Genomic DNA, 23,084 nt, shown 5'->3' with positions numbered 1-23,084 from the left:
GTTCAAAAAAATGAATCAATTAATTATTTTTTAAATAAATTTACGAATATATTGTAATTTGAGTATTATAATTTTTATCAGGAATTTGTTGCCTCAGCCAATAAATATATATTAATCCCTACTAGAGGAAGTGATAACATTGTTTTTTAAAACAGGAAAAATTGAAAGATATTTAAAAGATTTAAAATCAGTCTTAAACCAGAAAGAAATAGCGATTGAGAATTTCAAAAAATATCCAGCCAGCATTCAGAATAAATCTCTGCCTGATTTTACAAAACTTGCAGGAGAAGATTTTAATGTTGGAGCAAGCTGGGGAGGAAAAGATAAAAGCTGCTGGTTTAGAGCCGGGATTGCAGTACCTGAAAGCTGGAAAGAACTGCAGGGAAATATTTATTTAGAAATCATACCCGGCCAGGGTCATTCCGGCGGTTTAAGTGGATCTGAATCCCTGCTTTATTTAAATGGCAGAGCTCTACAGGGGCTGGACCGCAATCATTCTCTGGTCAAGTTAAGCAGAAAAGAAATGGAAAATAATAGTTTAGAGATAGCAGTTAAAGCATTCAGCGGTCCCGGAACAGAAAAACAGCAGTTTAAAAAGGCGGCCCTTGTTTATAGAGATAAAAATGTAGAAGAATTTTACCGGCTGGCAGAGACACTCAAACAGACAATAGCAGCAGTGGCTGCAGGTGAAAACCTGAGACATAAACTTTTAAACAAACTTAATCAGGCTTTCAATATCATTGATTTCAGGAAGCCCGGTTCAAAAGAATTTCTGCAGACTGCAGCTGAAGCCAATCAATATCTCAAAGATTCACTGGCAGGGCTAAAGTCAGAATCAAATTTACCTCAGATAACCGCAGTCGGCCATTCTCATATCGATGTAGCCTGGCTCTGGCGGCTGCTGCACACAAGAGAAAAAACTGCCCGCACATTTTCTACAGTTTTAAAACTGATGGACGAATATCCGGACTACACTTTTGTCCAGTCAAGTCCTCAGCTATATAAATTTATCAAGGAAGACTATCCCGAAATCTATAAAAAAATTAAAGAAAAGATAAAAGCAGGAAAGTGGGAAGTTACCGGTGGAATGTGGGTCGAAGCAGACTGCAATCTTACTTCAGGTGAGTCTCTGGTCAGGCAATTTCTGCATGGACAGCGATTTGTTAAAGAAGAATTTGATCTGGACTGGAATATACTCTGGCTGCCTGATGTTTTTGGCTATTCCTGGGCCCTGCCCCAGATAATTAAAAAAAGCGGAATGGAGTATTTTATGACCACCAAGATCAGCTGGAGTCAGTTTAACCGGCCGGAATATGATACCTTTAAGTGGCGGGGCATTGATGGGACAGAAGTTCTGACCCATTTTATTACAACTCCCGAAGTTAATAATGACGAACCCTTCTATACTTACAACGGACTTTTAAATCCGGAGTCAGTCAAAGGCAGCTGGGATAATTATCAGCAGAAAGATATTAATGATCAGCTGCTCTTAGCTTACGGCTGGGGAGATGGTGGTGGAGGTCCAACCCGCAAAATGATTGAAACAGGCAAAAACATGCAGCAGATTCCGGGTTTACCCAAAATTAAATTTGGCAGTGCTGAAGCTTACTTTTCCCGGCTGGCAGAAAGAGTGAGTGAGAATAAGGATTTACCTGTCTGGGATGGTGAGCTCTATCTGGAATATCACCGCGGTACATATACCTCTCAGGCGGAAATCAAAAAAAATAACAGAAAAGCAGAAATTCTGCTCCATGACACAGAGTTATTCAGGTCTTTTGCAGCGTTAGAAGCTGAGCTGGATTATCCCGCTCAAAAACTGAGCGAAAACTGGGAAGTTCTGCTTAAAAATCAGTTTCATGATATTTTGCCCGGCTCCTCAATTAAGGAAGTTTATCAGGATAGTGCGGCGGAATTCAAAGAACTTTTCAATACTGCAGCAGCTGAATTAGACAGCGGTCTGAAAAAAATTGCAGCTCAGATAAAGGGTGAGGAAAAGAAACTGGTTGTTTTTAATTCTCTGCCCTGGCAGCGCTCGGGTTATATTGAATTTGATGGACGAGAAATCATGATTGATGATCTACCTGCCAGCGGTTATAAAGCCTATAATATTGTAGAAAGCAGTGAGGGCCTGAAACTGGAAGCTGAAATCGAGGCTCAAAAAGAAGCTGATTTCAAAAAAAGCCAGATCAATTATTTAACTGCCAAAAGTAAAGCTCAGGAAGTTGGTGAAGCAGGAAGAAAAAATCTGCTCAAATTAGAACCAGAAAAAAATCTAATTGAAAATAGGTATTATAGAATTAAGCTGAATGAGCAGGGCCAGATTATTTCAATCTATGACCGACAGTTCCGGCGGGAAATAATACCTGAAGGGAAAAAAGCCAACCTGCTGCAGGCCTTTGAGGATCGACCAATGCAGTATAATGCCTGGGATATAGATATTTATTATCAAGAAAAAGAGTATCCAGTTGACCAGCTGCAGAAGATGAAAATAGATAAACAAGCGGAGAGAATAGTGGTTAATTTAGAATGGAAGTTTTTAGATTCTACAATTTCACAGCAGATGATTGTTTATGCCAATCAGAGGCGAATAGATTTTAAAACAGATGTGGACTGGCAGGAAGAACAGATCCTGCTGAAAACTGCTTTCCCGGTCGATGTTCGCAGTACGACAGCTACCTATGAGATTCAATTTGGTAATGTTGAGCGGAGCACTCACTGGAATACAAGCTGGGATTATGCTAAGTTCGAAACTGTGGGCCAGAAATGGGTGGATCTTTCCGAAAGAGATTATGGAGTCAGTCTTTTAAATGACTGTAAATATGGACATGATATTAAAGATCAAACAATGCGGTTGAGTCTGATTAAATCAGGTATTGATCCCGATCCAGAGGCTGATCAGGGTCAGCACAGTTTTACCTACAGCCTTTATCCCCATGGTGGTGACTGGTTTGAGGCCGGGACCACAAAAGAAGCCTATGAGTTGAATTATCCTCTGAAAACTGTAATTGCTCAGAGCGAATCTGGTGAGCAGCCGCAGCAGAAATCATTTGTAGATGTTGATTCAGCCAGTACAATTTTGGAGACAGTTAAAAAAGCAGAAGCCAGTGATGATTTGATTTTGAGATTTTATGAATATGGCAGTCGCCGAGAAAAAGTTAGAGTTGATCTGGGGCGAGAACTGAAAGAAGTAAGCGAATGTAATTTGATGGAAAAAGAGACGACTAAAATTGCAGCAGAATCCACTTCCTTTGAGTTTGAAATAAAGCCCTACGAAATAAAAACATTTAAAGTAAAATTGCAGAACTAATTAAGACAAAATAATGGTTAAACTTTGATTTATCTAATTCATACTTATAAAAAATATTCAATTAAATTATTGTTAAGAGGGGGAAATTAAAATGAAAAAAAGAAGTCTGGGAAATACTGGTTTAGAAATTAGTCTGCTGGGGTTCGGAGGATTTCACTTAATAGAAATCCCTGCTGATCGAGCTGCTGATTTATTAAATACTTATTTAGATCATGGGGGTAATTATCTGGAAACAGCTGCTTCGTATGGTGATGGAGAATCCGAAAAGAAAATTGGAGAAATAGTAAAAAAGAGACGGGATGAGATTATTCTGGCCAGCAAGACCGGGGTCAGGGATGCCGGAGGTGCGATGGAGGAAATAGATCGCAGTCTAAAAAACTTACAGACAGATCATCTTGACATAATTTTTATGCATGGTGTAGGAGATAAGGCCGATTTAGAGTCAATATTAGCACCAGGTGGTTCACTGGAAGCGGCAAAAAAGGCGAAAGAGATGGGAAAAGTAAAACATATTGGGATTACCGGTCACGGCCAGCCGGATGTTTTAATTGAAGCTTTAAAAACAGGTGAATTCGAAGTGATGATGACCCATTTTAATTATTTTGATAACTTTAACTTTCCCAGATTAGAAAAAAAACTGCTGCCCTTAGTTAGAGAAAGGAATATTGGTACACTCTGTATGAAACCTCTGGCTGATGGGTTTTTGTGGCAGAATGTTGAAGATGCTTTTCGTTATGTTTTTTCGCTGCCGATAGATGCAGTTGTGACAGGGATGAATAGCAGAGAAATGCTCGAGATGGATCTCAACCTGGCAGCAGAATTTGAGCCAATGACTGCAGAGGAGAAGGAAGAATTATTTAAAAACGCAGAAGAATTGGGTGACTATATCTGCCGCCAGTGTGCTGACTGTAGTGTTTCGCGAAAATTTGGAGAAAACATAAAAGGCGTATTTAGAATGGAAGGCTATTATGACCGCCAGATGTATGATGGAAGGCCCAGGAATCCTGCTGATTATGCTCTGCGGGACCGCCTGCGTTTCTGGTTTGGCGATAAAAAACTGGCAGAAGAGAGATATCAGAAGCTGGAAATAAAAGCAGCAGATTTGTTAAAAAAAGCAGCTGAGTTTAAAGCCTGTAAATATGGTTTAGATGTAAAGAATAAATTGGAAATTGTCGATTATAAATTAGGAGAAAGTGAGATTATGCAGTAAGTAAAAAAGCAAAAAAAGGTCAGGCACCCGAGATGATTTGTCTAATTTTGCGCTGGCAGCATTTAACGGCTGCCTGCAAAATTCACGGGTGTCTGACCTTTCTGCTTAGATTTTACAGAGAAATCAATTCATATTCTTTTGAGCCCATTCCAATTTCTGCAGCATAGTCAATCTGCCTTACTCCTCCATCAGTATCTGGATGAACTGCTTTAAACTTATTTTCTCCAGGCTTTAAATCCTGGTCTGCAAGCATCCCCACCGGCTCAGCCTGGTTAACCAGATCCAGGGAAGCCTGCTCCAGAGCTACCGGATCTTTAGAAGCTAAAATTCCGATGTCATTAACGATTGGACGGTCACTCCAGCCGGCACAGTCACAGTCAGGAGAAACATTGGTGATAAAATTGATATAGACATTTTTTCTATCTTTAACAATACCATAAGTAAATTCTACCTGACGCTCTTCCATCCCTTCACTGGTGGACTCCCATTCCACAGCAATTGCATCTGTCGGACAGGTAACAACACATTCTCCACAGCCAATACAGATTTGATGATCGATTGTGCTCTCCTGATCATTGATAGTAATACAATCTACCGGGCAGTGTTTGACACACTGCATACATTTAATACATTCTGATTCTGTAATTTCCGGCAGGACTGCAGAGTGCATCATCTGCTTACCGGCTCTGCTGCCGAGACCCATCCCGATATTTTTAAATGTTCCACCAAAACCGGAGAGTTCGTGGCCTTTAAAATGAGCCAGACTGATCAGAACATCAGCATCCAGTATTTCCGAAGCAATACGAACTTTATCAAAATGTTTAAGATTAACTTCAACCTCAGTTGAACCCTTACCTTTGAGTCCATCGGCAATAATAATTGGTGCCTGGACGGTGGCATAACCAAAGCCGTTTGCTATAGCTGCATTTAAGTGGTCCACAGAATTTGAGCGCTGACCAGTATAAAGAGTATTCGCATCAGTCAAAAATGGTTTACCTTTTAATTTTTTTGAAATTTCAACTATCTTCCTGGCAAAAACCGGTCTGATAAAAGCGGTGTTGCCCGGTTCACCAAAATGCTGTTTAATCGCTACAAAATCATCTTCTGCAATTAATTGGTGGAAGCCGGCCTGATAAAATAATTTCCCCAGTTTATTTACCAGACTTTCGCTGCCAGATGAAGCCTTCATATCTGCCATAAATACTTTGCTTGCCATATTAATCTCCCCCTTTTTTAATTTACTAAACTAAAGTTTAAAAGTCCAGTTTCAATTATATGTTATTTTAGAACATATGACAAACCACCCAGTTAATTCGACAAAAACCGACAAGTAAACGGTAGGTGTACATATAAATGGAAATAGCCCGGTAGGTTGGGGGTCCTCCGGGCCTTTCACAGGGGAAATTCTTCTATATCAAATTATCGGGGTAAACTTTATTAAAAACACATAAAATTGGTTAAAATTGGCTGCGTAAACGGCAGCTGCACTTTAACCGAAGACTCCGGTTGAGAGGTAGCGCTCACCTGTATCAGGTGCGATTACTACAATTCGTTTATCTTTGCCTACTTCTTCAGCTAATCTAAGAGCGGCAGCAACTGCAGCTCCGGTTGAAATCCCGGCAAAGATACCTTCTCTGGCTGCTAGTTTTTTAGCAGTCGCAAAAGCTTCATCATTTTTTATTTTTTCGACTCGATCTATAATTTTGGTATTTAAAACCTCTGGTATAAATCCAGCTCCGATTCCCTGGATCTTATGTGGTCCAGGTTCACCACCGGAGATAACAGCTGAGTTTTCAGGTTCTACTGCTACTATCTTCAGATTATTAATTCTTTTTTTAAGTTCCTCACCGGCTCCAGTAATTGTACCACCGGTTCCTACTCCTGCTACAAAATAATCGATATTACCCTGAGTTTCAGTAATTATTTCTTTAGCAGTAGTTTTGCGGTGAATATCTGGATTAGCAGGATTGGTAAACTGAGAGGGAATAAATCCATCTCTCTCAGCAGCGATTTCTTCTGCTTTAGAGATTGCTCCTTTCATACCTTCGGAAGCTGGTGTTAAAATTAATTCTGCCCCATAGGCTTTAAGCATCTGCCTTCTTTCCTGACTCATGGATTCGGGCATAGTCAAAACAACCTCATAACCTTTAGCTGCTCCTACCATTGCAATTCCGATCCCGGTATTACCACTGGTCGGTTCAACTAAAACTCCGCCCGGCTCAATTTTGCCAGCTTTTTCGGCTTCGCTGATCATATTTAGAGCAATTCTATCTTTTACACTCCCGCCGGGATTAAAGCTCTCCAGTTTGAGAACAACCTCAGCAGAATTATCATTTACTAAATTATTCAGTCGAACCAACGGTGTATTTCCTATCAGTTCAGTTACATTATTAAAAATCATAAAATTACCTCCCAAAATCATTTTCGGATTAAAGCATTTAAAGTTGAGCACTTTACTTTGATTTATATTATAATACAGTATTTAGAAACTGTCAACTATATCACAAAAAACGAATATAGCGGGTGAGCAGACAAAAATAATTAACAGCTATAATTTTGACATTTTTTTCAAAAAAGGTATAATGTAATTATCAAAGGAATAAATAATAGTGGAATAAAGGCTAAAGTGAAATAAAAATTAAATGGATAATTAAAATAATGATAGCATATAACCTGTCAAACTTTCAAAAGGAGGAATTTAGTATGTCTCATTTTTTAGCAAAAGTAATTTCAACAATGGTGGCACTTTTAGTGGCTGCCTATCTAGTACCGGGAATTACAGTGACCGGAATCTGGGCTGGATTTTTTGCAGCAGTGGTTTTAGGTTTTGTTAATGGTTTTATCAGACCGATTTTTACAATCCTGACTATCCCATTTACAATCTTAACTTTTGGTCTATTTTTACTGGTGATTAATGCAATTATGCTGGCCTTAACTTCTGTTTTAGTTCCTGGTTTTGCAGTCAGCGGTTTCTTTTCGGCTTTAATTGCTTCGATAATTGTGAGTTTTGTATCCAGTATTCTGCACAGCATGTTTGAAGAATAATATTAATGACGGGGACTGGGACTCCGACCTTTATGATTGGGGGAAAAAATGAAAAATTATTTAGTTACTTTTATCCTGTTTTTTTTAATAGCATTCATGCTGAGCCCGGCTGTTTTTGCTGATCAGATTGTACTTCAAAATGGTCAGCAGCTGAGGGGAGATGTTCAAAATCCAAGTTTAACTCTGCAGACTTCTTATGCTGAATTAAATCTTCAGAGCCAGTATCTTAATAAAATAGAAAGAGCGAATGGGAATTTTGTTGTTAGAGCTTCAGCAAGTAATAGGTTCAGCGGTCAGCTGCTTTCAGATATTATTTTTCTGTCTAATGGCAGAGAGCAAACTTTTTCTGCTGCTGAAATTAGCAGTGTTGATTTTTCCAATAATGATGCTTTTAATGACAATACTCAGATTTCTGTAAGCTTAAGGAATGATGATTTTTTCTCTGCCAGTACGGTAGAAAATTCTATCAGGATTAATACCTCTCTGGGGAGTCTAAATATTAGTTATAACAATTTAAATGCTATTGAATATCTGAGGGGAGAGGACATTTATTTAATCAGGCGCAGGAATGCTTCTAATATTAAGGCAAATTTAAATGGACAGAGTATAATTGTCTGGCCGGCTGCTGGAGAGATTTTCAAACTTGGATTTGAGCATGTGAGTGAGATTGTTTTCAACTAAATATATTAACCAACTTTTTAAAGTTGATTATAAAAATATTTTGTCGGAATTTGCGTCTTGAAAAGTGGTTAATATTGTAATAATATTAATGTCAATAAGACGTTGAATAATACAATAAAGGGGGATTTTTATGGAAAATGAACCGGAGCCAAATTACTATGATGAATACGAAATTGATCTCAGGGAATACATAATGCTGTTGTGGGAAAATAAGTTTTTTATAATTGGACTGACCGCTGCAGCAGTTATTATCGCATTTTTAGTTAGTTCTTTTGTCATGGCTCCTACCTATCAAACCAGGGCAAGAATACAGCTTTCAAATTATGAGGGTTTATATAGTGAGCCGAGTACTGCAGTACAACTTTTGAGCAGTACTGATTTAATGCAAAACGTGATGTCAGGTTTGGGGATTGAGATGTCAGCGGCCAGGTTGAACTCATATATCAACAGCAATTTAACTGTAAGCCAAATTGGCAGCACTTCTATTCTTTCAATAACTGTAAAAAATAATGAGCCGCAGCTGACATTAAATATAGCAGAAGGAATTATTAATAATTTTGAAAGTGACTCTAATCAATATTTTCAAAATAAAATAGAAAATGAAAGAGAATATATTTCTGACTTAAAAGCTGATCTAAAAGAAATTAATTCAGATATAGAAAGAAATCAGGAATTAATTGCAGCAAGTAGAGAGGCTGGAGAATTAGAGACTGCTTCTTTATTGATTCAAGAAAATACCGCTTTACAAAATTCTAAAAGAGAATTAAGGAAAGCGATTGAAGAAAAAGAAACTAAATTATTGAATTTTTACCCACTTGAGGTTCTTGATGCTCCCTATTTACCCGAAAATCCAATCAGCCCCAACATCAGGCTAAATGTTGCTATCGCCGCAGTTCTAGCCTTAATGCTGGCAGTGTTTATAATCTTTTTTAAAGAGTTTATGAAAGAAGAATAATTGAGGATATTGTTTTTTTGCAAATGATCTTAAAATTAAATAGCAAATAATAACCCCGGCTGATTTCGAAAAAAGCTGATCCAGATTTAGAAGCTGGACCAGTAGAAATCGTCGGGGTTTAATTATTTAATTTAAAAGACACCAGTTGAGTGCTTTCTGTTTTCCCTGATCCAGATCAGCCAGGGTTTTAAATTTGAATCTGCCGTATTCTAAATATATTTTTTTTAGCTTCCCTAAATATTTTAATTCATTTCCACTTAAAGTATTTTCTGCCTGTTTGAATATATCTGCTATCAATTCTTCTCTTTTTATGCTTTCCTTATTTCTCAGAATTTCTTCTTTGTACTCCAGAAAATCCCGCTGGTTATATTTTAAAGATTCCTGGTAGAGATAATCAAGATGTTCCTGATTATAAAATAGAGCTTTCAGTAAGGCAGCAAAAGCAAAATTGTAGGGATAGGGAACTGCATCAGCAGACCTGATTTCTATGTATTTTTTGGTTCTGACATCTGGAAAGACCATAGAAATGAAATGTTCAACTTCCTCTAATTTATCATTTTGCATTACATCTTTTAAAAGCTGGTCCCCGGTATAGATTAATTCGCCTTCCTTTTTTCTGATAATGGGGGGGATATTTAAAAGGTATTCAGCATAATCACTGTAACCAAATTTTTTATCAAAAATGCCTTCGATAATTCCCGAACGCTGGCTGTCACAGTTGGTCCAGATTTCTTCTCTGATACTGGAATCCGCAGCTATCTCTCCTTCAAAAAACGGAGTGTTGTCAAAAAGATAATAGATTAAAGGAGACAAAAAGTAGCCGACCCTCATTTTTTTAATATAATCTTCTTCATTGATATAATCAATGTTCATCTGGACTGAGGCAGTACCCTTCATCATATGATGTGCATATTTACCGGTGGTTTTAAAATACTCATACATAAAATCGTAACGCTCTTTGGGCAGCAGAGCAAGGTCCTCAATTGAGCTTCTGGGCTGATAACCTAAAACAGCAAGTTTCTGATCTCGCTCATCTAAAATTTCGGTTAATTCTTCTATAAATTCAAGGTAAATTTTTTCGGTGTTTTCAAGCTCAGGGAAAGGAGCAATGCTGATTTCCAGCTGTCCACCTGGTTCCAGAGTTACAATTTTTTCGTCCCCTCTGAGCCCGATTAAATGTCCTTTTTCATAAACCTTTTTCCATTCGCCCTGGCTTAACTGCTGCAGCAGTGATTCTATTCCCTGCTCCTCATAATAACCCACAGCTGTGAGATCATTATTTAAAATTAGATGTTCAAATTCCATGCCAATTTTATGATTTTCTTTTTTGCTTTCAGCACTTTTAAAATAGTTGACAAATGTATCAATCTGTTTTTGGTAATCCATAATCTTTCCTTTCTTTTTGTATATTTATGTTCATTTGTTTTCATTTATGTTCACGTACCGGGTACCTTTAGCAGACTAAAGTTGATTAATCAGCTTATATATACTATTATAACTTAAATCTGCTTTTCCTGCATCTAAAATCAAATAATTTAAAAATAAACAGCTCTAAACAGCAAAAAATGTCGAGCTTTATGTTTGAATCTCGGCCATTTTTGTAATAAAATTAGAATTGAGAATTTATTCATCAACAACAAAATTTACATACAGGGAGAATGATAATATGAAAATTACAGTAGCAGGGGCCGGATATGTGGGGCTGTCCAATGCAGTTTTACTTGCTCAAAACCATGAGGTGACTGCTGTAGATGTGATTGAAGAAAAAGTGGAGATGGTCAACAGAAGAGAATCTCCAATAGTGGATCCAGAACTTGAGGACTATCTGGAAAATAAGGAGCTTAATTTGAAGGCAACAACTGATTCGCTGAAAGCCTATCGAGAGGCGGATTATGTGATTATTGCCACTCCAACCAATTATGATCCCGATCAAAATTATTTTAATACCAGAACAGTAGAGGCCGTTGTGGCAAATGTACTTTCTTTTAATGAAGATGCAGTCATGATCATTAAATCAACAGTGCCGGTTGGCTATACTGAAGAACTGCGGCAAAAATTTGACACAGAAAACATTATCTTTTCACCGGAGTTTTTGAGAGAAGGTAAGGCTCTATATGATAATCTTTATCCTTCCCGAATTATTGTGGGAGAGCGATCTGAACGAGCAGAAGACTTCGCCGACCTGCTGGTAGAAGGAGCCAAAAAAGAAGATATCCCGGTTTTATTTACCGATTCCACTGAAGCAGAGGCGATAAAGCTTTTTGCAAATACCTATCTGGCGATGCGGGTTGCTTTCTTTAATGAGCTGGATACTTATGCTGAGGTTAGAGATTTAGACAGCAGACAGATTATCGAGGGGGTTGGCCTGGATCCGAGGATTGGAGATCACTACAACAATCCTTCCTTTGGCTATGGAGGTTACTGTCTGCCCAAAGACACCAAACAGCTGCTTGCAAATTACAAAGATGTTCCCAATAATATTATGCAGGCGATTGTTGATGCCAATAGGACCAGAAAAGATCACATAGCGGAAATGATAGTCAAACAGCAGCCGGAAAAAGTCGGAATCTACCGCTTAACAATGAAGAAAAACTCGGATAACTTTAGACAGTCCTCTGTCCAGGGAGTTATGAAGCGGATCAAAGCCAAAGGAATAGAAGTAGTGGTTTATGAGCCGGCCCTGGAAGAGGATCAATTCTATAGATCAAGAGTTATTAAGGATTTAGACGAGTTTAAAGCTGAATCGGAGATCATCATAGCCAATCGAATGGCTTCTGAGCTGGAAGATGTAGAGGAAAAAGTTTACAGCAGAGATTTATTTAATAATAATTAACGTGCACCTACCGTTTACCGCCCGAATTATGTCGAAATTTGTCGACTGAATTCGGGCGGTTTTAAAATTCTACCCCTCCTATGATCAGAATACCGGCATCAGCAAAAGGTACAATATCCAGGCGGAAAGGTCCACGGTGCAGTCCAAAACTAAAAACTGCTCCCGGAAAAGTTCCCATATCATGCATCCAGGTATCATATTTACCATTTTCATCATCATAACCGTGGACAATCCCATAGGTAAATTTGGCAGTTATTTGAGTTTTGCCAATTGAAAACAGATTGTAATTTGTCCCTTTATAAAGATAAAAACTTTCCTGTTCATAGGTGTTGTCAAAAAAAGCAATACCATATAAATCATTATCTGAGAAGTGTTTTTCCAGCCCGATCAGCTGCTGTTCGTTATTTTGATAGTCTTTTTGACTGTAATGATGGGTATAAAAGCTTGTCTGGAAATAATAATTTTCTAATTCAGCTGCGATTAAAGGGTTTGTAAAAAATATAAAGATTAGAATAGACATAATTATAATTTTAAGCTTCATTTTAAAACCTCTCCTAAATTTATAGAGGGTATAACTTTTATCTGTTCTTTAACCAGAAACGTGTTCTTGTATTATTAAGCTCTCCCTCACCGCTCAGTGCAATACCAGTATAGGGAGTCCAGCCCACAATTTCTGTTACATAAAAGACATCTCTAATTCCCACCAAAACCGGCATTTTATCTATCGGATCCCGCATCCCAATCTGTCCCTGATCACTGCTGTACCCTTTAATTATAACATTTTCTCCTTCGGCTGCAAAATTATTAAGCAGCGCTCTGGTGCTGGCATTAAATAATACTTTGCCCTTGACCGAAGCAGCAATCCAGGGGTACATTCTGCTGCCCATTCTTTTCTCTATTTTTCCTTTAATTGTTTCTATTTCTTTTTGACTCGAATAGGGGTAATTAGCTTCTGCTTTATAATCCACAAAAGTAGTGCCCTGATAAACGAATTTGTTTTTTAGCAGTTCTTCCAGCTGCTGATCAACAAGCAGATCGGTATTAAAGTTAGCCAGATCATCTTTAATAGACCAGTTTAAAAGTTTAACCTTTTTATTATCTGCTTCTAAATCATTAATATTTTTGATAAATAAATCAGCGATACTGGTTGAAATATATGCAGTTTCTCCATAGCTTAATTTGACAGTTGGAGTTTTTTCTTTAATCCGACTCTGCTCAAGTCCGTTATAATTAACAAGGTTCTGGTCTGTTAAAATTAATAAGCTAATTTCACTGATACCGTGATCTGATTTTGTTATTTCCAGTGGATAATAGAGTTCTTTACTTTTAAAGTGATACGAAATAGCCTGGTTGAGTTCAGGTTCAGGTCCAACTTCAATTGTATCAAAAACAAAATAATTGTAGCCGCGATTAATATAATTATTGACTGTGTTTTTTAATGGCTCAGGTATTTGCGGGCTGCTTTCTCCTCTGTTTTTTAAATAATCATTAACCCAGCTGACAAAATAATCCTGATTTAAAACTTCAACTACGATAATATCATGAGAGCCAATAACCACTTCTTCTTTTATTTCAGCGGCCGGAGCTGATGGATCAGAACTCCTGAGAACCGGCTGCCGTAATTGATTAAATATTCCCTGAAAAGCAAATTCGTTAGCCCTTCTTAAAACATCACGGCTTGATTTTGTGACCTCAGGTTCAGCAGGCAGCGGTAATACCTGCAGGACTTTTGTTGGCTCTGAAGCAGATAATTCTGTCGAGAGAATGAGAATCTCCTCTTCACCATTCCAGGCAATTAAGGCATCCTGGCCCGGTTCGAAAATATTGACTCCAGGCCTGAAAGGTATTGAACCTCGATCGGCGCTGGCACCAGCAGAAAAAAGAAGCAGCATAATAAATAATACTCCAATAAATTTTTTCAATTTAATCTCCCCCCAAATAATTTTTGATATTATATAGTTCTTGTCTCTCATTTTTATTCCTGCCTGTAATTAGAAATTAATGCAGTCTGCAGCCTGTTAATATCTAACTTTTATGATATACTTATTCAAAAGAGGTGAAAATAATGGATTTATTTACTCTGGCAGCACCGATTTTCGATCTGGCAATGAAGATTTCCGGCCACAATGAGGTTTTAGTTGAACTGGGAAATAGAATTAAGAAAGATGAACTGAAAAGACATTCGAATGGAAATCAAAACTCGTTCAATTTAAATCAGGCAAAATTTAAAACAGAGCAGGATTCTAAAAAGGAAAAGTCATCAATAAAATTGCTTGATCTGGGAGGTGGAACTGGTGAGCTGGCCAATCATCTGCCCAAAAATGTGGAAGTTATAGTTGCCGACCCTTCAGAAGCAATGCTGGCTAAGGGCAGAGAAAAAGAATTCAGTCAGGAAGTAAAATTTGAGCTGGCTGATGGAGCTGAGCTCCCTTTTGCAGATAGTACTTTTGATTATATAACAATTTCGGATTCTCTCCATCATTTCAGGCAGGTGGAATCGGCCTTAAGTGAGGCGGCAAGGGTGCTCAAACCGGGAGGTAAATTATATATTTTAGAATTTGACCCCAATACTTTTTTTACAAAGGCAATTATTTTTTTCGAAAAACTGGTCGGAGAGCCGGTTAATTTTTTCGAAGCTCAAAAATTGGCAGAAATGACAGCTAAAACTGGACTAAAAACGGAGGCAGAATACCTTAATAAATCACTCTACATTATCTCGGCAAAAAAACCGCCTGGATAAAGCAAAATCAAGGTCTCGCTAATAGTGCGGTTATTTAAAGAATTCTAATAATTTCGAATACCAAAAAATACCCTTTAAAAGCTGTGAAATATTTGACAGCAGAATTGTAAAGTATTATACTTAAAGAGGAAATAAATAATAATAAATTACCTTATTAATAGGAGGGAAAGTTATAATGGCAAATCAAATGAAGACCATGGATGGAAACACTGCTGCAGCTCATGTAGCATATGCTTTTACAGACGTAGCAGCTATCTATCCTATTACTCCTTCATCTCCAATGGCTGAATTAGTCGACTCATGGAGTGCTAACGGTCGTAAGAACATTTTCGACCAGGAAGTGAAGTTGACTGAAATGCAGTCTGAGGGAGGAGCATCTGGTGCAGTACACGGTTCCTTGGTGGCAGGCGCTTTGACAACTACTTTTACAGCTTCTCAGGGTTTACTACTGATGCTGCCTAATATGTACAAAATCGCCGGTGAATTATTACCTGGTGTTTTTCATGTTAGTGCGCGTACTGTTGCTACACATGCTCTATCAATTTTTGGTGACCACTCTGATGTAATGGCTGCCCGTCAAACAGGTACAGCTATGATTGCTTCCGGAAGTGTTCAGGAAGTTATGGACCTAGCTGGTGTTGCTCACCTGGCATCCATTAAATCAAGTGTTCCATTTGTCCATTTCTTTGATGGTTTTAGAACATCTCATGAGTATCAAAAAATAGAAGTTTTAGATTATGATGATCTGGCAGAATTGGTTGACTACGGAAAGGTTAGCGAATTTAGACACAGAGCATTAAATCCTGAGCGTCCTGTAACAATGGGTACAGCTCAGAACCCTGATATTTTCTTCCAGGCTCGCGAAGCAGCAAACGGTTTCTATGATGCAGTGCCTGATATTGTAGAAGATTATATGCAGGATATTTCCGAATTAACAGGTAGAGAATACCATCCATTTAACTATGTAGGTGCAGAAGATGCTGAATACGTAATTGTGGCTATGGGTTCTGTAACTGATACTATCGAAGAAACAGTTAAGTACTTAGTTGAACAGGGAGAAAAAGTTGGTCTGATTAAAGTAAGATTATATCGTCCATTCTCCGAAAAATACTTCATGAAGGCTCTTCCAGAAACTGCTGAGAAGATTGCTGTATTAGATAGAACTAAAGAACCTGGTGCAGTAGGGGAACCACTTTATGAAGATGTAAGATCATTATTCTATGATCATGAAAAGCGTCCTGTTATTGTTGGTGGACGTTATGGTTTAAGTTCTAAGGATACAACACCTACTCAAATTAAGGCTGTATTTGATAACCTTAGAAAAGATAAGCCTAAAAATCAGTTTACTATTGGTATTAATGATGATGTTACCCATACCAATCTTGAACTTACTGAACATATTAATACTTCTCCAGCAGATACAGTGCGCTGTAAATTCTGGGGTCTTGGTTCTGATGGTACTGTTGGTGCTAACAAAAATGCTATCAAAATTATTGGTGATAATACAGATAAGTATGCTCAGGCATATTTCTCTTATGACTCCAAAAAATCTGGTGGTGTAACAGTATCTCACTTAAGATTTGGTAATGAGCCAATTAAGTCAACTTACTTAATTGATGAGGCAGACTATGTAGCCTGTCATAACGAATCTTATGTAGATAAATTTGATATGGTGCAGGATCTAAAAGACGGTGGAAACTTTGTTCTTAACTGTACCTGGTCAGCAGACGAATTAGACAAAAATCTTCCTGCAGAAATGAAGAAATATATCGCTGATCATGATATTAATTTCTATACAATTAACGCTGTAGATATCGCTCAGGAAGTTGGCTTAGGCCAGAGAATCAACATGGTTATGCAGACTGCCTTCTTTGAGGTAGCTGATATCATTCCTGTTGATGAAGCCATTGAATATCTAAAAGAAGCTATTCAGAAATCTTACGGCCACAAAGGTGATAAGATCGTTGAAATGAATAATAAAGCTGTAGATAAGGCTATGGATGCTTTAGTTAAAGTGGATGTACCTGCATCCTGGTCAAGTGCAGACTCTGTAGAGAAAGAGGAGGAAGATGTGCCAGAATTCGTTAAAAATGTAGTTCAGGTTGTTAATGCTCAAAAAGGTGATGACTTACCTGTAAGTACATTTGTTGGCCGTGAAGATGGACACTTCCCTCCAGGACTTTCCAAGTATGAAAAACGTGGTATTGCAATTAATGTACCTGACTGGTTGAGCGACAAGTGTATCCAGTGTAACCAGTGTTCATTAGCATGTCCACATGCTGTTATCAGACCTTTCTTACTGGACGAAGAAGAAGCTGCTAATGCTCCAGAAGGATTTGAAACTCTAGATGCACGCGGTAAGCAGTTAGAAGGTCTACAGTACAAGATTCAGGTAAGTCCTTATGACTGTACCGGTTGTGGTGTTTGTGCTGATGTATGTCCTGTTGATGCTCTAGAAATGACTCCATTTGCCGAAATGGCAGCCAAAGATGCAGACAACTGGGATTATGCTATTAACGAAATATCTATTAAAGATGATTTAATGGATCCTGTTAATATTAAAGGTAGTCAGTTCCAGGAACCACTACTTGAGTTCCACGGTGCCTGTGCAGGTTGTGGAGAAACAGCTTATGCCAAGCTTGTAACTCAGTTATTTGGAGACAGAATGTTAATCGCTAACGCTACAGGTTGTTCTTCAATCTGGGGTGGATCTGCTCCTGTATCTGTTTACTCTACTAATCCTGAAGGACACGGACCAGCCTGGGCGAACTCCTTATTTGAGGATAATGCCGAGTACGGTTATGGTATGTTCTTAGCTAATCAGCAGATTAGAGCTAAAATTGCTGACCTGATGGAAGAAGCAATTGAGCTTAACTTAGATGATGAACTAACCGAATTAATGAAAGAAATGCTAGATAACTATAATGACGGCGAGAAGACTCAGGAAATCAAGAAGAAAATGATGCCTTTACTCGCTAAATATAGTGAAAACGAAGTAATAGCGGAGATTGTTGACCGTAAAGAATTTATTACTAGAAAATCTCAGTGGATCTTCGGTGGAGACGGCTGGGCTTATGATATCGGTTATGGTGGTTTAGACCACGTTATCGCTTCTGGTGATGATGTAAATGTATTAGTCTTTGATACAGAGGTTTACTCTAATACCGGTGGACAGTCCTCTAAAGCTACTCCAACAGCTGCAGCTGCTAAGTTTGCTGCTTCTGGTAAGAAGATCAAGAAGAAAGACTTAGGTCAGATGGCTATGACTTACGGCTACGTTTATGTTGCTCAGATTTCTCTGGGAGCTAACATGAATCAAGCTATCAAAGCTATCGCCGAAGCTGAAGCATATGATGGACCTTCCATTGTAATTGCTTATTCTCCCTGTATTTCTCACGGACTTAAAGCAGGTATGGGATGCAGCGTGAGCCAGGAGAAAGATGCTGTTAAAGCAGGTTACTGGCACTTATTCCGCTTCAACCCAGAGCTTAAAGAACAGGGCAAGAATCCATTCAGCATGGATTCCAAAGAGCCTACAGAAAGCTTCAGAGATTTCTTACTCAGTGAGGTACGTTTCTCCTCCCTGCAGAAGACATTCCCTGATATTGCTGAAGAGCTCTTTGAAAAATCCGAAAAGGATGCAGAAGAACGTTATCAGTCCTACAAGAGACTGGAAACAGCTTATGCACCTCAAGATGAAGAGTAAGGCTAAAGAAAAAATAGCTTAAAAATAAATACGAGCAAGGATAAAAGACCAGCGGGACGCCGCTGGTCTTTTTGTATTGTGTGCACCTACCGTTTACTTGTCGAAATATGTAGAAATAAAAAGAAAAATAACTATTGATTTAATTGATTATGATATGTATTAACAATAAGGGATTTATTTGGATTATAGTTAAGCCTTAAAATTCCATTTAGATCAGTAATTAACTGCATATACTAGATTGATTTTCAATGATATTTATAATAAATAATTATATAAAATGTAAATATATTGAAATTATAACTAAAAAAGTATATAATTAAGTCACTATCTAATTATTGAAAGGGTGATTTAATTGACTTACAAGAGAAGAAAATGGTATCCGGGTGCCAAGTATCATATTACCTGTAGAGGAAATAGAAAAAATAATATTTTTTTAGACAAAGTGGATTATAAGATCTATCTAAGCATTCTAAGAGAAGTTAAAAGAGCAAAACCGTTTAAAATTTTGACTTACTGTTTAATGCCCAACCATGTTCATCTCCAACTAAAAACAGAGGTAACAGCAATCTGGACAATTATGCATGGAATTAATTGGCGTTATTCAAAATATTTTAATGAGCGTCATGATACGGTAGGACACTTATTTCAGGGGAGATATGCTTCTAAATTAATTGAAAATAATTATTATAATTTGACTGTTAGCCGTTATATTCATTTAAATCCTGTTAAAGATAAATTAGTAATCAGCCCAACTAAATATAAATGGAGTAGTTATGCTGGATATATGGGAGTCCAGAAGAATAATTTGATCGACGAAAACGAGATTTTAAGTTATTTTGGAGGAAGGAGAGAATTTTATAATCGTTATGTATTATTTGGAAAGAATTGTGGGAGTAAATAATTCGACAAAAAACGACAAGTAAACGGTAGGTGTACGTAGTAACAATATATGTTATAATGTGTTCGGAGGTGTATCTTTTGATTTTAAACTGGATTGGAATTTTCAGGCTAATTTTAGCTGCAGTATTGGCAGCTTTAATTGGATATGATAGAGAAAAGCAGAATAAGGCGGCAGGAATTAGAACAAATGTTATTGTAGCGGTTATTTCCTGTGTGATAATGATTTTATCAGTTGAGGTTGCCCGCTCCAGTGCTTCAATGAGTGGAGTTGAAGGTGATCCAGCCCGTCTGGCCGCTCAGGTTGTAAGTGGAATTGGATTTTTAGGTGCTGGTACTATTTTAAAACAGGAAGATAAGATCGAAGGACTGACAACAGCAGCCAGCCTCTGGGGAGTAGCAGGTCTCGGTCTGGCAATAGGCTATGGATTATATGATATTTCCATTGCAGCAACTATAATTATTTTCCTGAGTTTGCGGGTTGCGCCTTCACTTAAGAGGAGAGTTTAGTAAAAAAGTACAAATACCAACAAAATCCGCCTTAATTGGCGGTTTTTGTTATATGGACAGACTAGAATATATGAAATAAATATTATTTTCCTTAATCAGTTAAATTTCTAAGAATTATTTGACAATTGAGAATAGAGGCTGATACAATTTTAGTATAAATTAAATAATTATACTTTTAATTAAATGAAAAATAAAATTAAAATCCCAAAACAGGAGGGGTATTTTGAAAAAATTCAATTTCAAGTCAATGCTCTTATTAATTTCTTTAATTTTATTATTAACCGTAAATATCACAGCAGGAGCAGAAAACAATGAAGTAAAAGCGAAAATTACAGTAGAGCTGGATCCTGAAAGTGTTTCAGTCCATGATCCGATGATTATAGAAGAAAATGGTACATATTATCTTTTTGGTTCTCATCTGGCAGCGGCAAAATCAGATGATTTAATTAAATGGAAGCAGATTTCAGAAGACTGGGATGCTTCTAATCCAATTATTCCCCATCCGGAATCAGAATTGAAAAAAGCTCTAAAATGGCCGGAGCCAGATGCGGAAAGCACCTGGGCCAAGAGTCCAGTAAAAATTAAAGCAAAAGATTCAAATCGGTATCACCTTTACTTTAGCACAGCTCACTGGGAGTCAGAAAGGTCAACAATTTCTCTGGCAGTTTCAGATAAGATAGAAGGGCCTTATAAATTTGATAGAATTTTAATTCGAAAGTACGAAGAAGGTCAGTACAGTCATGAAGCCGGGAGAAATTTTAGCCATCTAAAAGATCCTGGTGTGATTGATCCCCATGTATTCTATGATAAAAATGATAATCTCTGGCTGCTCTATGGTTCCTATGCGGGCGGATTTCACATGCTGGAGATGGATGAAAAAACAGGATATCCAGAAAATTACAATCCGGAGACCAATTATTTAGAAGAAGGTTCCGGCTATGGCAAAGAGATTGCAGGGGGTAATCATTCACCAATAGAAGGTGGATATATTTTATATAATCCTGAGACCAACTATTACTATCTCTATCTGTCTTTTGGAACTCTGGCAGCAGATGGCGGCTATAATATTAGAGTGGCCCGCTCCAGGAATGTCGATGGTCCCTATCTTGATCCGATGGGAAATGACATGCGGGAATATGACAGCGGTGACTGGGCAGATGCAGTAAACTATGGAGCTAAATTAATTGGTAACTTTATTTTTGAAAAATCTGAGCTGGGATATTTATCACCGGGACATAATTCTGCTTACTATGATCAGGAAACAGGAAAAAGCTATGTGATTTTCCATACTCGTTATCCAGGCCAGGGAGAATACCATCAGGTTCGGGTTCATCAGACAATTTTTAATCAAAAGGGATGGCCGGTAATTACTCCCCACAGCTACAATGGCGAAAATATTTCAGATTACAGTAGAGAAGATATAATCGGTAGTTATCAATTTGTAAATCACGGCAGAGATATTCAAAATGGTTACCGCAATATTAATTATTCTCAGGAAATTAAATTAAATTCAGATGGCAGTATCAGTGGAGAAATAAAAGGCAGCTGGAAGCTTGTAGATAAGTATTATGCGGAAATAACTATTGAAGGAGAAAAGTATTATGGAAGCTTTATCAGGCAGTATGATCGGGGCCTGGAAAAGAAAGTCATGACTTTTAGTGCTCTTTCCGACCGGGGTATTACAATCTGGGGCAGTCAATATTAAAGTAAAACAGCTTTAGCTTTCAGTCAACTGAGATTTAAAGAAATAAGGAAAGGAAGAAAAAATGGGCCTTATTCTAACAGTCTTATCAGCAGCATTACTGACAGCAGCCAATTATTATGGGGAGTTATACTTTTTGAGCTGGGCCGCTCTGCTTCCTTTTCTCTACTATCTTTTTGTGCTTAAAAATGATGAAATAACTTACCGCAAAATTTTCCTTAACGGCTGGAATCTGGGCTTCTGGATTTTGATTTTTTCAGCTAACTTTTTATACCATTCTATTAAACTATATACTTCAGCTCCGATGCTAATTATAATTTTAATTCTCGTTTTATTATTTTCACTACTTTCTTTAAGCTATGGCCTCTTTTTTCTCTTTTATTTTTACCTGCAGAGCCGCTTATTTAGCCAGAATCAATTTAGACCTTTTTTATTTGCTTTCTGCTGGGCTCTGTTCGAGTTCAGCCGCCATTATCTGCTGCACTTTTTTCCGATCGCCAGTCCGGCCTATACTCAGGCAGAGTTTGTAAGCTTTATTCAGCTGGCAGAACTGGGAGGAATCTGGCTGCTGACCTTTGTTTTAATTCTGGTCAATGGCCTGCTTTTTCAGCTCTTTTTTCAGAAAAAGTTTAAAAATATTTTTATAATAGCTCTGATCTTTATAATAATCTTCAGTTTTGCTTATTCTCGTCAGCAGACAAATTTTGCTGCTGAGGGGGCAAAAGAAATTGAAATTGGAATCATTACAACTGAGATCGATCAGAAGAGAAAATGGAGTTCTGCTCAGCTTGATCAAAATATTGCTCTTGTGCTAAAAGCAGCTTCAGAATTAAATCAGACTCAGCTAATCATTGCTCCCGAGACAAACCTCACCTTTGATTTTCACTCAAATCAATATTATAGACGGCAGTTTCTAAATAAAGCTGCAGATAAATTTGAAACTCCAATTCAGATTGGATCCCTGGCAGCCGGGGATTCAGCCAGAGGTCGCTACAATAGTTCTTTTTTAGTCTCGGAGTCGGGAGAGATCGCTGCGCGCTATGATAAAAATCTACTTTTATATTTTGGTGAGACCTATCCCTACCAGAAAATCTTAAATAAATATACTCCTTACAATTTTTCTTCCTTAAAGGCTGGAGAAGATTCAAAAGTATTTAAAAACAAAAATTTAAGCTGGAAAACAGTGATCTGCTCGGAAATTCTTTATCCGGAATATGTGCAGACTGAAAGTGATATTGATTTTATAGTAAATCAGACAAATGAAGCCTGGTTTAATGAGAGCAGACTTTTAAAAAATATAATGTGGCAGGCAGCTGTACTGCGGGCAGTGGAAAATAGGGTACCGGTGATTAAAACCGGCAATCAGGCCCACAGCGGGATTATCTATCCTTCTGGCGAATACCAGAAAGTGAATCCATCGCAAAATTATCATATATTAAAATTTAAATAAATTGACAGGATGGTAATTACAGAAGAAGCTGCCTCATCCAGGATTAAT

Annotated in this window: 17 protein-coding genes; 12 read left to right on the top strand and 5 right to left on the bottom strand. The window is 37.7% G+C overall.

Annotated features, from left to right (window positions below; all coding sequences use genetic code 11):
• The first annotated feature begins 139 nt into the window (after positions 1-139).
• Entirely contained in the window at positions 140-3,307 is a 3,168-nt protein-coding gene (locus tag DFR79_RS07335; protein WP_133514857.1) for an alpha-mannosidase, read from the top strand.
• Between the two features lie 91 nt (positions 3,308-3,398).
• Positions 3,399-4,517, top strand: coding sequence for an aldo/keto reductase (locus DFR79_RS07330; protein WP_133514856.1), 1,119 nt, complete (start codon positions 3,399-3,401; stop codon positions 4,515-4,517).
• 112 nt (positions 4,518-4,629) lie between these two features.
• Here DFR79_RS07330 and DFR79_RS07325 read toward each other — a convergent pair whose 3' ends face one another.
• Positions 4,630-5,733 (bottom strand): DUF362 domain-containing protein, encoded by a 1,104-nt coding sequence (locus DFR79_RS07325; protein ID WP_133514855.1) that lies wholly within the window; start codon positions 5,731-5,733, stop codon positions 4,630-4,632.
• Positions 5,734-6,006: 273 nt separating this feature from the next.
• Positions 6,007-6,918 carry a cysteine synthase A gene (cysK, locus tag DFR79_RS07320; RefSeq protein WP_133514854.1) on the bottom strand — a complete coding sequence of 304 codons (912 nt, stop codon included), beginning with the start codon at positions 6,916-6,918 and terminating at the stop codon, positions 6,007-6,009.
• Positions 6,919-7,220: 302 nt separating this feature from the next.
• Between cysK and DFR79_RS07315 the strand changes: the two genes are divergently transcribed.
• From DFR79_RS07315 to DFR79_RS07305, 3 genes are all read left to right on the top strand, one after another.
• The gene (locus DFR79_RS07315) at positions 7,221-7,562 is read left to right on the top strand and encodes a phage holin family protein (protein WP_133514853.1); all 342 of its coding nucleotides are present in this window, start codon (positions 7,221-7,223) and stop codon (positions 7,560-7,562) included.
• A 48-nt stretch (positions 7,563-7,610) separates the two neighbouring features.
• Positions 7,611-8,243, top strand: coding sequence for a hypothetical protein (locus DFR79_RS07310; RefSeq protein ID WP_133514852.1), 633 nt, complete (start codon positions 7,611-7,613; stop codon positions 8,241-8,243).
• Positions 8,244-8,373: 130 nt separating this feature from the next.
• Positions 8,374-9,198: a YveK family protein gene (locus tag DFR79_RS07305; RefSeq protein ID WP_133514851.1), complete on the top strand. Its 825-nt coding sequence runs from the start codon at positions 8,374-8,376 to the stop codon at positions 9,196-9,198.
• A gap of 126 nt (positions 9,199-9,324) precedes the next feature.
• Here the strand turns inward: DFR79_RS07305 and DFR79_RS07300 are convergent, their stop codons facing one another.
• A complete protein-coding gene (locus DFR79_RS07300; RefSeq protein WP_133514850.1) occupies positions 9,325-10,584 on the bottom strand; it encodes a glutamate--cysteine ligase in 1,260 nt (419 codons plus the stop codon).
• Positions 10,585-10,864: 280 nt separating this feature from the next.
• Between DFR79_RS07300 and DFR79_RS07295 the strand changes: the two genes are divergently transcribed.
• Positions 10,865-12,031, top strand: coding sequence for a nucleotide sugar dehydrogenase (locus DFR79_RS07295; RefSeq protein ID WP_133514849.1), 1,167 nt, complete (start codon positions 10,865-10,867; stop codon positions 12,029-12,031).
• A gap of 61 nt (positions 12,032-12,092) precedes the next feature.
• On the opposite strand, the gene DFR79_RS07290 is transcribed toward DFR79_RS07295, so the two are convergent.
• Entirely contained in the window at positions 12,093-12,572 is a 480-nt protein-coding gene (locus DFR79_RS07290; RefSeq protein WP_133514848.1) for a hypothetical protein, read from the bottom strand.
• 37 nt (positions 12,573-12,609) lie between these two features.
• Positions 12,610-13,953, bottom strand: a complete 1,344-nt coding sequence (locus tag DFR79_RS07285; protein WP_133514847.1) for a DUF2330 domain-containing protein — start codon at positions 13,951-13,953, stop codon at positions 12,610-12,612.
• A gap of 143 nt (positions 13,954-14,096) precedes the next feature.
• On the opposite strand from DFR79_RS07285, the gene DFR79_RS07280 reads away from it, so the two are divergent.
• The 6 genes from DFR79_RS07280 (at position 14,097) to lnt (ending at position 23,036) form a co-directional block, all read left to right on the top strand.
• The gene (locus DFR79_RS07280) at positions 14,097-14,771 is read left to right on the top strand and encodes a class I SAM-dependent methyltransferase (RefSeq protein WP_133514846.1); all 675 of its coding nucleotides are present in this window, start codon (positions 14,097-14,099) and stop codon (positions 14,769-14,771) included.
• Between the two features lie 175 nt (positions 14,772-14,946).
• The gene (nifJ, locus tag DFR79_RS07275) at positions 14,947-18,477 is read left to right on the top strand and encodes a pyruvate:ferredoxin (flavodoxin) oxidoreductase (RefSeq protein WP_133514845.1); all 3,531 of its coding nucleotides are present in this window, start codon (positions 14,947-14,949) and stop codon (positions 18,475-18,477) included.
• A gap of 352 nt (positions 18,478-18,829) precedes the next feature.
• A complete protein-coding gene (locus DFR79_RS07270) occupies positions 18,830-19,378 on the top strand; it encodes a transposase (RefSeq protein WP_133514844.1) in 549 nt (182 codons plus the stop codon).
• Positions 19,379-19,455: 77 nt separating this feature from the next.
• Positions 19,456-19,884 carry an MgtC/SapB family protein gene (locus DFR79_RS07265; protein WP_133514843.1) on the top strand — a complete coding sequence of 143 codons (429 nt, stop codon included), beginning with the start codon at positions 19,456-19,458 and terminating at the stop codon, positions 19,882-19,884.
• Between the two features lie 223 nt (positions 19,885-20,107).
• Positions 20,108-21,589: a glycoside hydrolase family 43 protein gene (locus DFR79_RS07260; protein ID WP_243727736.1), complete on the top strand. Its 1,482-nt coding sequence runs from the start codon at positions 20,108-20,110 to the stop codon at positions 21,587-21,589.
• A 61-nt stretch (positions 21,590-21,650) separates the two neighbouring features.
• Positions 21,651-23,036, top strand: coding sequence for an apolipoprotein N-acyltransferase (lnt, locus tag DFR79_RS07255; protein ID WP_133514842.1), 1,386 nt, complete (start codon positions 21,651-21,653; stop codon positions 23,034-23,036).
• Positions 23,037-23,084: the final 48 nt, after the last annotated feature.

It is taken from the genome of Halanaerobium saccharolyticum (assembly GCF_004362045.1).
GTDB lineage: Bacteria > Bacillota > Halanaerobiia > Halanaerobiales > Halanaerobiaceae > Halanaerobium > Halanaerobium saccharolyticum_C.
This window is presented reverse-complemented; position numbering and strand designations above follow the sequence as displayed.